Below are 14,269 nucleotides of genomic sequence, written 5' to 3' on the forward strand. Positions count from 1 at the left end.
ACAAGGATCATGCACGCGGTCACAAGGACAACTCCACCGCACTTTCCGCCATGTCCCAGTCAACCTGTTCGGCACGCGACATCGTCGTCGTCGGCTTCGAAGGCGTCCAGTCGCTCGACATCACGGGCCCGATGGAAGTGTTCGCGGTCGCGAACCGTCACCTTCCCGACCATGCCGCGCCGTACCGGCTCACGCTCGCGTCGCAACACGGCGGCGACATCGTCACGCACGCGGGCCTGCGCCTCGCCGGCACGGCCGCGCTCGCGGCGCTGCCCGAGCGGATCGACACGCTCATCGTCGCCGGCGGCGATGAAGCGGCGCTGCGCCACGCCGCGTCGGAAACCGGCGTGCTGCCGTGGTTGCGCACGCGAATCGCCGGCACGCGGCGCATCGCGAGCATCTGCACGGGCGCGTTCGTGCTGGCGGCGGGCGGATGGCTGGACGGCCGGCGCGCAACCACGCACTGGAACCAGTGCGCGATGTTGCAGGCGCTGCGTCCCGACGCGCGGATCGAACCGGACGCCATCTACGTCAGCGATCCCCCCTTCCATACGTCGGCCGGCGTGACGGCCGGCATCGATCTGTGTCTCGCACTCGTCGAGGCGGATTGCGGCGCGCAGACCGCGCTCGCGGTCGCACGCGAACTCGTGCTGTTCATGCACCGGCCCGGCGGCCAGGCGCAGTTCAGCGTCGGGCTCGGCTCGCTGGCCAACGCGACGCCGCGCATGCGCGCGCTGCTCGCCGAGATCGCCGACGATCCGGCCGGCGATCTCGGCGTCGCCGCGCTGGCCGCGCGGATGCACATGAGCGAGCGCACGTTTGCGCGCAATTTTCTCAAGGAGACCGGACGATCGCCCGCGCAGTTCGTGCTGGCCGCACGCGTCGAGCGCGCGAAGGCGTTACTGGAGCGAGCCGACTGGCCGCTCGAACGCATCGCCGAGCGGTCGGGATTCGGCAGCGTCGACGCGTTGCAGCGCGCGTTCGCGAAGCAGGTCGGCGTATCGCCACGCGACTATCGCGCGCGCTTCGGACCGCGACACGGCAAGCCGCAAGCGGAATAGGCCGTCGCCGGCTCCGGCGTGCGTCCGGGGCCACTGGCGTGGCGGCGATGCGGCGACCGCCCATCGCCGCCGGCGCGCATCCGTCACGCTCCCATTCCTCCCGGCGACGAAACAGGCCGACACGCCCTGTTCCGGTGCATCCCTCGGGATTTTCACTCCATTGCCGAAATCTGATAGAGCCGGGAAATTTGATTTCATACCGTTCACGCATCGGACTGGCAAACGATGGCCGCTCCACACGGCATCGCGAGCCGCCGACGAATCCCAGGAGCGGGCCAGCTTGCCTGGCCCGGGCGGCGATGACGGTCCTGCCAAGCAGGACATTCGTGACGGAGCGACCATGGATGCAAAACGCCTGCCTGATTCAGGCACCGACAGTGACGTAAGCCTGCTGCACAAGATGGGCTATGCGCAGGAACTGTCGAGACGTATGAGCGGTTTCTCGAACTTCGCGGTGTCGTTCTCCGTGATCTGCATCCTGTCGGGCGGCATTACCGCGTTTCAGCTCGCGTTTTCCGCGACGGGCGGCGCGTCGATCGGCCTCGGCTGGCCGTTGGGCTCGCTGTTCGCACTGATCGTCGCGGTGTCGATGTCGCAGATTGCGTCCGCGTTTCCGACGGCCGGCGGCCTCTACCACTGGGGCGCGATCCTCGGCGGGAAGAAATGGGGGTGGATGACGGCGTGGCTCAACCTGCTCGGCCTGATCTTCGTGATCGCCGCGATCAACTTCGGCACCTACGATCCGTTCTTCAAGACGCTGATCGCGCCGATGTTCGGCGTCAGCCCGGACAGCCTGACCTGGTGGCACCAGACGGCGTTCATCGCGTTCATCACGATCTCGCAGGCGATCCTGAATGCGCGCGGCATCAGGATCGCGAGCAAGATCACCGACCTGTCGGGCTACCTCATCTTCGTGGTGACGATCGCGCTGGTGGTGTCGCTGCTCGTCTACTCGCCGGTCGCGTTCGATGCGCATCGCCTCGTGACGTTCACCAATTTCACCGGCGTCGATGGCGGCGCATGGCCGAAGCAGGCCACGCCGCTCGCGTTCCTGTCCGGCCTGCTGCTCGTGACCTACACGATCACCGGCTTCGACGCTTCCGCGCACACGTCGGAAGAGACGCACGACGCTGCCAAAAACGTGCCGCGCGGCATCATCGGGTCGGTGTTCTGGTCCGCGGTGTTCGGCTACGTGATGGTGTGCGCGTTCGTGCTGGTGATGCCCGACCTGACCGCCAGCATGAAGCAGGGCACCGGCTTTTTCGAGGCGATTCTCGCGCCGATTCCGAAGACGCTGCGCGTCACCCTCGAACTCGCGATGTTCTTCATCAACTACGTGTGCGGGCTCGCGGCGATCATGTCGACGTCGCGGATGGTGTACGCGTTCGCGCGCGATGGCGGGTTGCCGGCGTCGAAGCTGCTGCGCAGCGTGAGCCCGACGCACCGCACGCCCGGCCCCGCGATCTGGACGTGCGCGGTGCTCGCGATCGTCGTCACGCTGTACGGCGACGCGTTCTCGGTGCTGAGCGCCGGCAGCGCGGTGTTCCTGTTCATCTCGTATGCGATGCCGATCGGCTCCGGGATGCTGGCCGAAGGCCGCTCGTGGACCGACAAGGGTCCGTTTCAACTGGGGATCTGGTCGAAGCCGTGTGCGCTGCTCGCGTTGGTCGGCGCCTGCGTGCTCGCTTATGTCGGCATCCAGCCGCCGAACGAGAAGGTGCTGTACGTGCTCGTCGGTTTCGTCGTCGTGCTGATGGTGATCTGGTATGGCTTCGGCGTGCGAAACACGTTCGCGGGGCCGCCGGTGCTGAAGGACACGCGCAATCTCGACCGCATCCGCGAACTCGAAGCGAACGTCGATCCGTCTGTCTGAAGCGGCTTCGACGCAGGTTGAAAAAAACCGACTCGCCGGCTTCGTGCCGCGAGTCGGTTTTTTATCTCTACGCGCAACGACGAAATTCAACCGCCTCGCAGCGGTTGAATCTTGCGGGCATCCGCGATCAGACGGCGGAGAAACAGTTGTCGACGAACAGGTGCGTGCCGTTGACGAAACTCGACTCGTCGGACGCGAGGAACAGCGCGGCGGCCGCGACTTCCGACGGCTCGCACAGGCGGCCTTGCTGAACCGCGATCGCCGCCTCGGTCGCGTCGACGCCCATCGCCTGCAGGTCCTTCAGTTCGCGCATCCCGTGCGGCGTGCGAATGAACCCCGGTGCGAGCGCGTTGCAGCGAATGCCGCGGTCGCGATACTCGACCGCAATCGCCCGCGCGAACATGTGGCACGCGCCCTTGGTCGCGTCATACAGCACCTCGCCCGGCGTCGCGCACACCGCGGAAATCGATGACGTACAGACGATGCTGCCCCGCCCCTTCTCCAGCATCTGCGGCAGCACCGCTTGCGTCATCAGGAACATGCTTTTCACGTTCACGCCCATCAGCCAGTCCCACTCCGACTCCTCGATGTCGAGGAACGGTTTGACGATCAGCGTGCCGGCGTGATTGAACAGGATGTCCGCGTTGCCGTACTGCTCCCGTGCGGCGCTCACGGCCTGCTTGACTTCCGCCTGCTTCGACACATCGGCGCCGAGGCCGATCGCCTGCAGGCCCGCGTCGCGCAGCTTTGACGCGAGCGTTTCGGCGGCGGCGCCGTCGCGGTCGATGATCGCGACCTTCGCGCCCTGGGCGGCAAACAGTTCGGACGCCGCGCCGCCGCAGCCGCCGGCGCCGCCGCTCACGATCGCGACCTTGCCGGCCAGGCGGCCGTCAATCTTGACATTCATGTTGCGTGCTCCATTCTGGTTCGTTCGGTCTGCTCAACTGAACAGCGTCCGCAGGTGATCGTTGAGGAAATAGCCTTCGGGGTCCACGCTGCGGCGCAGCGCGCGGAACGCTTCGGCCTTGGGGAACCAGCGATCGACGTCCTCGCGGTTCGTGAAATGCAGCTTGCCCCAGTGCGGCCGCGAGCCGTAGTCGCGCAGGATCGCGTCGACGTCCTTCAGGAACGGCCAGTAGTCGACGCCGTTCGGGCCGCCCGAGCATGAAATCGTGACGCTGTCCTGGTGGTTGAACGGGCTGATCCACGCCGGGTCGCCCTTCGTGAAGCGGTACTCGACCGGGAAAATGCAGTCGCGATGTTTCGTGAGGATCAGCTCGCGCACGCGGCGCAGCGCTTCCTTGCCGTGTTGCGCGGGCACTGCGTACTCGAGCTCGTGGAAGTTCGGCACGTAGTGGATCGCATACACCTCCGAGCTGTAGGCGATCTTCTCGTGCTCGCCTTCATGGAACGTGCGCGCGTCGGTGATATCCATCACCTTGATCTCGCACACGTCGTAGTCCTTCTTCGAGTTCGACACCTTCGTGGTGTCGGGCAGGCAGTAGAGATCGCGGCTAGCCGACGTCGGGCACCAGAAGAAACCGAAATGCCGGTGCTTCGCGGCCAGGTCGTCGTACTGCTCCATCAGCGCGTCGAAGTCCTCGCGCCACACGCGGTCGTGCAGCCAGAACGCATCGGTCACCTGCAGCGTGATCTCCGACACCACGCCGAACATGCCGATGTTCACCTGCGTCGCATGCAGCAGGTCGAGATCCTGCCGGTCGCTCACCTTCATGATCGAGCCGTCCGGGCGCACGATGCGCATCCCGACGACCTGCGACGACAGGTTGCCGAGCGTCGTCCCGGTGCCGTGCGTACCGGTGGCCAGCGCCCCGGCAATCGCCTGCGAATCGATGTCGCCCTGGTTGACGAGCGACAGGCCGAGTGCCTTCAGGTGCCGCGTCACCGCATTGATTTTGGTGCCGGCCTTCACGGTCACGCGCTTGCGCGCTTCGTCGACCTCCACGATGCCCTGGTAGTCCTGCAGCGACAGCAGCAGCCCGCTGGTGGCCACCACGGGCGTGAACGAGTGCCCCGACCCCGCGCACCGCACGTGCTTGCCTTGCCGCGTCGCGGCATGCACCAGCGCCGCGATCTCGGCCTCGCTGGTGGGCGCGGCCAGATGCGCGGCCACGCACGACTGATTGCCGACCCAGTTTCTCCAGAATCCGCCACGGGGAAGTTCCATCACCGTCTCTCCAGCGTTCTATTGCTGCCAAAGATAGGGTGCCGAAAGGTTTTCCACTATCGGATTTCGGCAAGTCAGGGTTTTGACGAGGCGATGCCAGTCCGGCGCTTTTTGACCGACGCGACGAGCGGCTACAATGAATCGATCCGGCCCGCCCGTTCCCGCCCTCCGCCCTCGATGACGCCGCCTGCCCACCCGAGCGATTTCTCCGGCGACCCGCTGTTCGCGCGAACGGTCGCGTTCTGCGCGTTCACCGACGTGGAGGAACAGGCGCGCGCGTTCGACGGCTGGAACATGAACTACACGCAGATCTCCGGCGGGCGGTTTCACGGCTCGTCGTCGATCGTGTCGCTGGGCGGCATCAAGTTGCTGGTCGAGGATCTCGACAAGGTCATCCTGCAGCAAGGCGCGGTGCCGACGGAGCGGATCGCCGTGGCCGTGCCGCTGGAACTGGAAGGGCATGCGCGCCTGTGCGGCGAGAAGAGCGGGCGCGACAGCCTGCACGTGTTCTCGAGCCAGCCGGCCTTCGAGTTCTATTCGCCCGACCGCCATCTGCTCGTGAACGTCGAAATCGAACCGGAGAAACTGTCGACGCAGGCGCTGCGCACGGTGGCCGCGTCGCTGCGCGCTCAAACCCATGCGCCGGTGATCCCGATGGCGACCGGTGTGGCCGATCATCTGCGCGACCTGCTGCGCCAGACACTTGCCGCCGCCGTAAAAACCACCCGCATCGACGACGTGACGACGCAGGACAGGATCGAACTGCTCGAACGCACCGTGCTCTACGCGATCTCGGAAGTGATGACGGCCGCGACGCCGGAGGCCGGCGCACAGCTCGTGCGCCCGACGAAGTACTGGTCGCTGGTCAATGCGGTGCGGGAGCGGCTGCAGGATGCATCGACGTGCCCGCTGTCGATCGCCGAGCTGTGCGTGGAACTCGGCGTCAGCCGGCGCACCGCGCAATACGCGTTCCAGGACACGTTGAACCTGAACCCGATCGCGTACCTGCGGGCCGTGCGGCTGAACCACGTGCGCCGCGAGCTTCGGCTCGGCGACTCCGTGACGACCGCGGCCACCAAGTGGGGCTTCTGGCACCTGAGCAGTTTTGCGCAGGACTACCGCGCGATGTTCGGCGAACTGCCGTCGGCCACCGCGAAGCGCTACGCGCGCCAGGCGCTCTAGCGCCTGTCGTTCACGCTGTCGTTCATCTTCCGGCGGCCGGTGCGAAGGCTTCCGCACCGGCCGCGGCCCTGCCTGCTACGTCACTCGTCCTGCTGTTCCTGCTGCGCCTGCACCTGCCGCTGCTGGATGAACTGCCGCACATCGCTCATCGTCACGCGGCCGGTGTGCTTCGCATCGATCTCGTCGAAGTGCTTCGACACGAAGCCGAGACCGCTGCTCTGCGCCTGCGCCTTCGTCACGGCCGCGCCGTTGCTCAGCACCGTATTGGCGCCGAGCCGCGCATCGACACGCTGCTGCGCCTGCTGCTGCAGCGTCGCGCCGGTCGACGGCAACACCGGCGCCGCCTTCGTGGCGGGAAAGAACGGACCGTCGACACCGCGCCCGCCGTGCGGCAGCTTCACCGGCGCCACCGCCTGCGGCGGCAACGCGTAGGCACTGCTCATCACGGCACCGAGGACGATCAACGGAGACATACGCCGCATCAATTTGATTAGGGACATGATCACTCGCATTCAATGGATGAATAGAGGGTTCCTTTGACAAGGAGTCCGTCGCTCGGGGCCGCTCACGGGGCCGCCGCCAGCGTCGTCCCGGCGGTCGCGCCCGGGACGCTGCCGGTCGGCACGCTCGGCGGGTTTTCATCCGGCCACGGCGGCGGCAGCGTGTGCAGCGTCAGCGCCGTCGGAATCCGCGCGCCCTTGTAGAACGTCTTCAGGTCCCGCTTCATCTGCGGACGGGCGACGTCGTCCAGGTAGATCATGTGGCCGCCCTGGAAGAAGTTCACCTGCAGCTTCGGATTGAAGCCCTTCACCGTCTGCAGCCGCGCGAGTTGCTTCTCGGTGTTGAAGAACGGCGTCGCGAGATCGTGGAAGCCATTCTCCGCGAGCACGCGAAGCTTCGGGTTGAGCTGCAGCGCACCGAGCAGATCGGGGATCGTGTCGGGCATCGGCTGGCCGTCGTGCGTGAAGTCCCAGACGCCGATGATGTTGTCGTTCAGCGGCAGGTACGTCGCGTTCGGTGCGGTGTAGCCGAGATAATCCGGCATCTGCGTCGCGAGCGCGTTCGTGAACGGCTGCGAAATCAGGATGTCGGACGGGTCGCCGTCGTTCTGCAGCCGCGGATCGGAATTCGGCAACGATACGCGTCCGTCATACCGGCCGATCGTCGTCCCGGGCAAGAGGCTCGTGCCGAACGGATTCGCGTTGAAGTAGCCGCGCAGCGCCTGTTGCGTGAGGCTCGACGGGATCGACCACAGCCTGAGCGTCGCATCGCTCGGGAACACCGGCGTGCCGAGTGCATCCGGAATGCCGAGCTGGCTCAACACCCACGACTGCGAATACTTCTGCAGCTGGTTGTAGATCAGCGTCGTGAACAGTTCCGTCTGGAATGCGTACAGATCGGGGTTCACCGGTGCCGGCGACACCTGGTTGAAGTACGCCGCGACCGCCGCATAACCCGGCAGGTAGCCGGCCACGGTATCGGTTTCGAGCAGCAGCCCCTCCGTCGACTGCGTGATCGCGACGGCTTCCACCGCATCCGCGAAGTAGTTCAGGATCGCCGACTGCAGCACGATGCCCGTCAGGTGCACGCCGGCCGATTCGAGCGCCAGCGCGAGCATGTCGGTACGCGGCGTGCCGTACGATTCGCCGTACAGGTAGATCGGCGACGTGCCGCGGCTGTTGACGTTCAGGTAGCGCTGGATGAAGTCGCGCATGATGTTCACGTCCGCATCGGAACCCCAGTACTTCTGGTTGGTGTTCGGCAGCACGGCTTCCGACAGCCCGGTGCCGGGCGGGTCGATGAACACGAGGTCGGTGGTGTCGATCAGGCTTTCGGCGTTGTCGACGAGCGGATAGTTCGGCCAGTTGCTGCCGAACAGCGGATCGGGCGTGGCCACGCGGGTCGGCGCGAACGAGCCGAGCCGCAGCCAGATCGACGACGAGCCGGGGCCGCCGTTATAGACGAACGTGACGGGGCGCGGCTTGCCGTTCGTGCTCGGCGCGGTGTACGCGACATACGACATCGACGCTTCCGCATTGCCGTTCGCGTCCTGCGCGGTCAGGTGGCCGGTGGTCGTCGTGTAGTTGACGGTCGTGCCGCCGTTTTTCCACTGGTAATGCATGACGGCGGTTTTCTCGGACACCTGCCCGGGCGCGAGGCCGTCGGTCGCATTCATCGAATACGCGACCGGGTCGACGTACGGCTGGTTGGCCGGTGTCTGCGCGGCCGCCTGTTGCGCGCTGGCCTGCTGGCTGGCGGTGGCCTGCGCGAGGCTCGACGCACCGACGGACGACGAATCGTCGCCGCCGCATGCCGCGAGCGCCAGTGTCATGACGGTCAATGCACCTAGCCCGGCCAACCGGCCGTGACGGCCACGGCGGCTGCCGGTACAGCTCCTGTCTGGTTTCATCTCTGTCCTTTGATTCGGATACCGTTTCACACAGGCCGCCAACGCCTGCGGAACGCGCAGGCGAACCCGCCACTCGCGTTGCACGGTCGGCAGTCGGCGGTTGGGGATTGGACTTCCAAGAGACTGAACTTGATACAGACACAGCAAACTGCTGGCGAGAATGGTGCTCGGACGCCCCCTGCAGTCTGGACAACTTTTATATGACCCAAATTTACGACAACACAAAAATAGGCGGTGCTGCGCCGCGTTGTCAAAGATCATTCGGATATTAAAAAACCCGCAATGATGCTAACGGCGGACAGTGTCTGGCAATTGAAAGAAAACGGGATTATTCATGCATTGCGCGCGCTGTCGACAATAATCCGCAGAATCCGCCGCTTTTATCGAACAACCAGCAATCCTTTACTGGCAATGATGTTGCGACACGAAATCCTTCAGATCACCGGAATTATTCTTTCATTTTAATTATCGGGAATCGCTTAATTAAGCGTGACGGCATACGCGGGCCGCCATTCAATGATTCAAGTCACTTCATCCATTCTTCAATCGATGCGCTTATCCGCACCGCGTCATCCATAAAATACCGATTTCTCGAGTTCCAATAAATTCAGCGGAATTATTTACCCTTTTCTCCTGCCGGCGCTTCCAACAGGGAAGAAGCGCGACATGCCGCCTCGCCGCATGCCGCGCTTCATCCACATTCAATCCGCCATTACTTCCCGCCGCCCGGCATCGCGATATCGATCAGCACCGGATCGTGATCCGACGAACGATACGCATCCGGCGAGTAGAACGTCTTCTGCTGCTCGGCCGACTTGTACGCGAGCGTGTACTGCAGCGCGAGCGGCTCGTCCGCGTTGATGTGCCATTCGTGCACGGCCTTCACGTGCGAGGCGAGCGGCAGCGTCGCGAGCGCGTGATCGAGGTAGCCGGCTTCGCCGTTGTACACGTAGCTGTACGCATTCGCGCCGATCCAGCGCGCGACGAGGTTGCGGTAGCCGCGCGATTCGAGCGCGCGGATCGGGTCTTCGTACGTGTAGCTGTTGAAGTCGCCGATCAGCAGCACGCCCTGGCCGGCGACGCCCGTCGGGTTGCCGGCGAGCCAGTCGGCCACCTTCGCCGCCGCGCGCGTGCGCGTCGGGTTCCAGCAGCCCTGGCCGTCGCCCTGGTCGAGATCGTCGTTCGCGGCGTCCGGGCAGTTCTTCGACTTCAGGTGGTTCACCGCCACCGTCAGCGACTGCTTGTTGCCGTTGATCAGCCGGAACGACTGCGCGAGCGGCTGGCGGTTCTTGTCGTCGATCGCGAGCGTGGCCGCGCGGCCGACCGGTTCGACCTTGCGGCTGTCGTAGATCATCGCGACCGTGATCGCATCGCCGCCGAGGCGCGACACGCCCGGATCGACGACGCGCCAGTTGTTGCCGAGCTTCGCCGCGAGCTGGCGCACCGCGCTCAGTTCGCCGTAGCCGTTATTCTGGATCTCCATCAGGCCGATCACGTCGGCGTCGAGCGCCTTCAGCGCGCTGACGATCTTCGCTTCCTGGCGCTGGAATTCCTGGAAGTTCTTCGCGCCGCGATTGTTCGGATCGTCGAAGCCGCCGCCGAGACCGTTGCCGTTGAAGTAGTTCAGGACGTTGAACGACGCCACACGCAGGTTCGACTTCGGATCGCGCGCCGGTGCCTGGGTGCGCGGGTTCGGCCGCGCGTCGAACGCCGGCACGGCGGCGCCCGGCAGCGGCTGCACGCGCCATGCGCCGTAACGCACTTCGAGCACGCCTTCGACGTCGCGCACCGTGTAGCCCGCGCGCAGCGTGTTCGCGGCCGACAGGCCCGGCGCCGGGTACGGCACGGTGGCGGGGTTCTGCTTGTTCGAGCCGTCGTCGAGGATCAGGCGGTTGCGTGCGTTCGCCTCGATCTGCGTCTGCGCCTGCGCGGGCGGCACGACGCTCGTCGGCGTGCGCAGGCGGCCGTTGCTCAGCATCACGCTGCCGTAGCGGCCGAGCTCGTAGTTGTCGGTGACGTTTAGCGTCTGCGGCAGGCGCACCAACATCCCTTCATACGCGGCGAACGCGTTCGAGCTGTCGACCGGCAACGTGAGCGTCACGGGCGTGACGGTCTGGTTGTTCGCGCACACCGCGATCGCGCCCGACTGCGTGAGCTGCGTCTGGCCGTACTTCTCCTCGACCTTGCCCGTCACGTGCACGAGGTCGCCCGCTTTCGCCCGCACCTTCGGCGCGTAGACGAACAGCCCTTCCGACACGCCCGGCTGGTTGCGGCGCTGCGCGTCGGCCTGCTGGACGAAGAAGCCGCCGAAGCCGTCCGTGCCGCCGAAATCGGCGGTGACGACCGCTTCGATCGACACGTTCTGGCCGGCGAGCGGCGACGGCGCGCCCGGCCCCTGGATTTCGGCGATCGGCGTCGTGCTGCCGCCGCAGTTCGGGCTGACGGGCGCGGCAGTGGCGGCGAAAACCGGCGCGGCGAGCGTCGGAAGCAGCAATAGCGGGGTGATGAGGCGGATTGTCGAGCGCATGACGGGGAATCCCGGTTGTGAGGGTGGCGAAAGCTTAGCGGCGCTCAATGACAGTTTTTGGTAATGAAAAGACAGGCGGATGTAATTGTCGTTATCACGCTGCGATCGCCGTCGAGCGTGTGTTTACGCCTGAAAAAGCGGGGAAATCGTCTGATGAAAATCCGCCGAGCCCGTGACGATTGCCCCGCGTGCCCTCTCTGCCGCGGCGTCGCGCTACCTCGTGTAGAAACCCGATCGTTCGTCGCCGTATCGCGACTAGGAATTCTGTGCAGCGACGGACGATCCGCGCAAGCAGACGAGCAACACGATGGTTGCCACGCTGAACCCGGCCCCTGCATAGAACGTCGCCGCGGCGCCCACCCGATCCCACAGGATGCCCGCGACGACACTCGACACGAGCGTCACCACGCCGCTGAGCAGATTGAACACACCGAACGCCGTGCCTCTCAATGCGGACGGCGCGGCTTGCGCGACCATCGTCGCGAGCAACCCCTGCGTCATCCCCATATGGAGCCCCCACAACGCGACACCGACCAGGACGGTTGCCCAATGCGCGCCAAGCGCAAGCACGATATCGGCAGCGATCAGCAGGACGAGCCCGGCCACCATCAGCTTCGCGTGGCTCGTCGTGTCGGCGAGCTTGCCGAACGGATAGGCCGACAGCGCGTACACGACGTTCATCGCCACCATCACGAGCGGCACGAGCGCGACGGGCACGCCGCTGCCCATCGCGCGCAGCACCAGGAACGCCTCGCTGAAGCGGGCCAGCGCGAACACGGCGCCCACGGCGACGACCCACCAGTAGCGCGCGCCGAGTTGCGCGACGACATCGCGGCGGATCGGGTTGACACGCGGTTCGCCCGGCGCACGCGCCGGCTCGTCGACACCGAACGCGAGCAACGCCACGGCCAGCACGCCGGGAATCACGGCCAGCCAGAAGGCGAGGCGGAAATCGTCGTGCCACCCCAGCATGATGACGACGGCCAGCAACGGCCCGAGGAACGCGCCCACCGTGTCGAGCGACTGTCGCAGCCCGTAGGCGGCGCCGCGCAGGTGGACGGGGGTGACATCGGCCACCAGCGCATCGCGCGGCGCACCGCGGATTCCCTTGCCGATCCGGTCGACGATCCGCGCCGTCACGACGAGGCCGAGCGTCGGCGCGATCGCGAACAGCGGCTTGCTGAGCGCGCCGAGCCCGTATCCGGCGACCGCCAGCCATTTGCGATTGCGCAGGTAGTCGCTCAGCGTGCCGGAAAACACCTTGACGACCGGCGCCGTGGCCTCGGCGATCCCCTCGATGACGCCGATCGCGGCCGCGCTCGCGCCGAGCCCCGCCATCAGGAACATCGGCAACAGGCTGTGGATGATTTCCGACGACACGTCCATCAGCAGGCTGACGCAGCCCAGCACCCAGACACTGCGCGGAATCTGGCGAAGAACGCCGGTCGACGGTTCGGTCTGCATGGGTCGCTCGCGGTTCAGGCATCCCGACAATGGATGCCGGTGATGCTACTGCAGTCCGGTGACACGGCCGCGCATGCCGGCCCGTGCTATTTTTCCGTCTCGCGCCTGATCTTCGCCTGGCGGCGATGGCGGTCGTTCAGTATCTGGTGCCGACGGTGATCGGTCAGCTTCTTCCAGTCGCGTGCCTCGTCGCGCGTCCGCAGGCAGCCCGTGCAGAATCCGGTGCGGCCGTCGAACGCGCACAGCTCGACGCACGGCGATTTCACGGCCACGGTCAGGCTGCCTTTGCCGGCGTCATCACTTCGACGGTCACGTGCGACACGCCGCCGAAGCCTTCGACCAGCGCATGGTAGAAGCGCGCGTCGCGCGCCGCATCGACGGTCTCGACCGACACGATCGCGCTCATATGGCCGGGGCCGACACGCCACACGTGAAGATCGTTGACCTTGTCGCCAAACGCCTCGATCGCCTGACGCACGCGCTCCGCCAGCTTGCGATCGACATTGACGTCGAGCAGGATGCCGCCCGTATCGCGCATCAGCCCGTACGACCAGTTCGCGATGACGAGCGCGCCGACGATGCCCGCGACGGGGTCCATCCAGACCCAGCCGAAAGCGCGCGCGAGCAGCAACCCGATAATGGCCAGCACCGATACCGCGGCATCGGCGATCACGTGAACGTAGGCCGACCGGATGTTGTGATCGCGGGCCGAGGCAGCGTGCGCGCCTTCATGATGATCGTGTTCGACGAACGTCAGCGGGTGCGCGTTACCGTCCAGCGTCACGATCGCATCGAACGCATGGGGCTCGGGAATGGTCTCCCGCGATTCCAGGAAGCCGTTGCGCGCCACCATCGTGAAATGCTGTCGCGACTGGTCGGGACGGACGGTCGTGATCGATGCCGACACCCCGTCGACGCTCGACTCGCCGGTGGCAGGCGCGATCCGGAACACCGGCGGCACACCGTCCTCGAACACCGATACGTCGAACACGCCGGCTGTCGAGAACACGCGCATGGCCTCATCCGCGTGATCGTCGTGCACGTGGCCGTGGCCGTGGCCATGCCCGTGATGGTGGCCGTGATCGTGCCCGTGATGCCCGCCGCTCAGCAGCCACACGCTCGCCAGGTTGACCGCGAGACCGAGCACCGCGATCGGAATCGCCTCGCCAAAATGGATCGGCACCGGCGCCAGCAACCGCGCAACCGCCTCGTAGGCGATCAGGATCGCGATCATCGCGAGCACGATCGCGCTCGTGAACCCGGCCAGGTCACCCAGCTTGCCGGTGCCGAACACGAAGCGCGGATCGTCGGCATGCTTGCGTGCATAGGTATAGGCCAGCGCGGCGATCAGCATCGCGCCAGCGTGCGTCGACATGTGCAGCCCGTCGGCGACGAGCGCCAGCGACCCGAACAGCGTGCCGCCGACGATCTCCGCCACCATCATCGCCGCGCACAGGCCGATCACCATCCACGTCCGCCGCTCGTTCCGCTCGTGCGCGGCGCCCAGGAAGATATGGTCGTGCCCCGCGCCGAACGCATCATTCGTGAAATTGCTCATGCTCCA

General features: G+C 65.8%; 12 protein-coding genes. 4 read left to right on the forward strand and 8 right to left on the reverse strand.

All coding sequences use genetic code 11. The features are described 5' to 3' along the window. The first annotated feature begins 50 nt into the window (after positions 1-50). Together CFB47_RS30495 and CFB47_RS30500 are read left to right on the forward strand one after the other, a co-directional pair. On the forward strand, positions 51-1,061 hold the full coding sequence (locus tag CFB47_RS30495) for a GlxA family transcriptional regulator (RefSeq protein WP_089463244.1): 1,011 nt from the start codon (positions 51-53) through the stop codon (positions 1,059-1,061). A gap of 340 nt (positions 1,062-1,401) precedes the next feature. Then, positions 1,402-2,934, forward strand: a complete 1,533-nt coding sequence (locus CFB47_RS30500; protein WP_089463245.1) for an amino acid permease — start codon at positions 1,402-1,404, stop codon at positions 2,932-2,934. A gap of 127 nt (positions 2,935-3,061) precedes the next feature. Here the strand turns inward: CFB47_RS30500 and CFB47_RS30505 are convergent, their stop codons facing one another. Both CFB47_RS30505 and CFB47_RS30510 read right to left on the reverse strand, forming a co-directional pair. After that, positions 3,062-3,841, reverse strand: a complete 780-nt coding sequence (locus CFB47_RS30505) for an SDR family NAD(P)-dependent oxidoreductase (protein WP_089463246.1) — start codon at positions 3,839-3,841, stop codon at positions 3,062-3,064. Between the two features lie 33 nt (positions 3,842-3,874). Beyond that, positions 3,875-5,122, reverse strand: a complete 1,248-nt coding sequence (locus CFB47_RS30510; RefSeq protein WP_089463247.1) for a D-arabinono-1,4-lactone oxidase — start codon at positions 5,120-5,122, stop codon at positions 3,875-3,877. Between the two features lie 177 nt (positions 5,123-5,299). On the opposite strand from CFB47_RS30510, the gene CFB47_RS30515 reads away from it, so the two are divergent. Next, on the forward strand, positions 5,300-6,304 hold the full coding sequence (locus CFB47_RS30515; protein WP_089457525.1) for a helix-turn-helix domain-containing protein: 1,005 nt from the start codon (positions 5,300-5,302) through the stop codon (positions 6,302-6,304). A gap of 80 nt (positions 6,305-6,384) precedes the next feature. On the opposite strand, the gene CFB47_RS30520 is transcribed toward CFB47_RS30515, so the two are convergent. Then, positions 6,385-6,816 carry a 2-oxoglutarate dehydrogenase gene (locus CFB47_RS30520; RefSeq protein WP_069250688.1) on the reverse strand — a complete coding sequence of 144 codons (432 nt, stop codon included), beginning with the start codon at positions 6,814-6,816 and terminating at the stop codon, positions 6,385-6,387. 53 nt (positions 6,817-6,869) lie between these two features. Continuing rightward, positions 6,870-8,714 (reverse strand): peptidase S10, encoded by a 1,845-nt coding sequence (locus CFB47_RS30525; protein WP_089463248.1) that lies wholly within the window; start codon positions 8,712-8,714, stop codon positions 6,870-6,872. A 234-nt stretch (positions 8,715-8,948) separates the two neighbouring features. On the opposite strand from CFB47_RS30525, the gene CFB47_RS30535 reads away from it, so the two are divergent. Next, a complete protein-coding gene (locus CFB47_RS30535; protein ID WP_256946773.1) occupies positions 8,949-9,179 on the forward strand; it encodes a hypothetical protein in 231 nt (76 codons plus the stop codon). Between the two features lie 247 nt (positions 9,180-9,426). On the opposite strand, the gene CFB47_RS30540 is transcribed toward CFB47_RS30535, so the two are convergent. The 4 genes from CFB47_RS30540 to dmeF form a co-directional block, all read right to left on the reverse strand. Continuing rightward, positions 9,427-11,241 carry an ExeM/NucH family extracellular endonuclease gene (locus CFB47_RS30540; protein WP_089463249.1) on the reverse strand — a complete coding sequence of 605 codons (1,815 nt, stop codon included), beginning with the start codon at positions 11,239-11,241 and terminating at the stop codon, positions 9,427-9,429. A 255-nt stretch (positions 11,242-11,496) separates the two neighbouring features. Beyond that, on the reverse strand, positions 11,497-12,705 hold the full coding sequence (locus CFB47_RS30545; RefSeq protein WP_089463250.1) for an MFS transporter: 1,209 nt from the start codon (positions 12,703-12,705) through the stop codon (positions 11,497-11,499). An 86-nt stretch (positions 12,706-12,791) separates the two neighbouring features. Next, on the reverse strand, positions 12,792-12,977 hold the full coding sequence (locus CFB47_RS30550; protein WP_089463251.1) for a DUF1289 domain-containing protein: 186 nt from the start codon (positions 12,975-12,977) through the stop codon (positions 12,792-12,794). A 2-nt stretch (positions 12,978-12,979) separates the two neighbouring features. Then, entirely contained in the window at positions 12,980-14,263 is a 1,284-nt protein-coding gene (dmeF, locus tag CFB47_RS30555; protein WP_089463252.1) for a CDF family Co(II)/Ni(II) efflux transporter DmeF, read from the reverse strand. Between the last annotated feature and the right edge of the window lie 6 nt (positions 14,264-14,269).

The sequence above is a fragment of the Burkholderia sp. AU27893 genome (assembly GCF_002223205.1).
Lineage (GTDB): Bacteria > Pseudomonadota > Gammaproteobacteria > Burkholderiales > Burkholderiaceae > Burkholderia.

Excerpts from the sequence above, each read along its gene's own strand:
- CFB47_RS30495 (WP_089463244.1), top strand. The coding sequence starts at position 51 with ATGTCCCAGTCAACCTGTTCGGCACGCGACATCGTCGTCGTCGGCTTC.
- CFB47_RS30500 (WP_089463245.1), top strand. The coding sequence starts at position 1,402 with ATGGATGCAAAACGCCTGCCTGATTCAGGCACCGACAGTGACGTAAGC.
- CFB47_RS30505 (WP_089463246.1), bottom strand. The coding sequence starts at position 3,841 with ATGAATGTCAAGATTGACGGCCGCCTGGCCGGCAAGGTCGCGATCGTG.
- CFB47_RS30510 (WP_089463247.1), bottom strand. The coding sequence starts at position 5,122 with ATGGAACTTCCCCGTGGCGGATTCTGGAGAAACTGGGTCGGCAATCAG.
- CFB47_RS30515 (WP_089457525.1), top strand. The coding sequence starts at position 5,300 with ATGACGCCGCCTGCCCACCCGAGCGATTTCTCCGGCGACCCGCTGTTC.
- CFB47_RS30520 (WP_069250688.1), bottom strand. The coding sequence starts at position 6,816 with ATGCGAGTGATCATGTCCCTAATCAAATTGATGCGGCGTATGTCTCCG.
- CFB47_RS30525 (WP_089463248.1), bottom strand. The coding sequence starts at position 8,714 with ATGAAACCAGACAGGAGCTGTACCGGCAGCCGCCGTGGCCGTCACGGC.
- CFB47_RS30540 (WP_089463249.1), bottom strand. The coding sequence starts at position 11,241 with ATGCGCTCGACAATCCGCCTCATCACCCCGCTATTGCTGCTTCCGACG.
- CFB47_RS30545 (WP_089463250.1), bottom strand. The coding sequence starts at position 12,705 with ATGCAGACCGAACCGTCGACCGGCGTTCTTCGCCAGATTCCGCGCAGT.
- dmeF (WP_089463252.1), bottom strand. The coding sequence starts at position 14,263 with ATGAGCAATTTCACGAATGATGCGTTCGGCGCGGGGCACGACCATATC.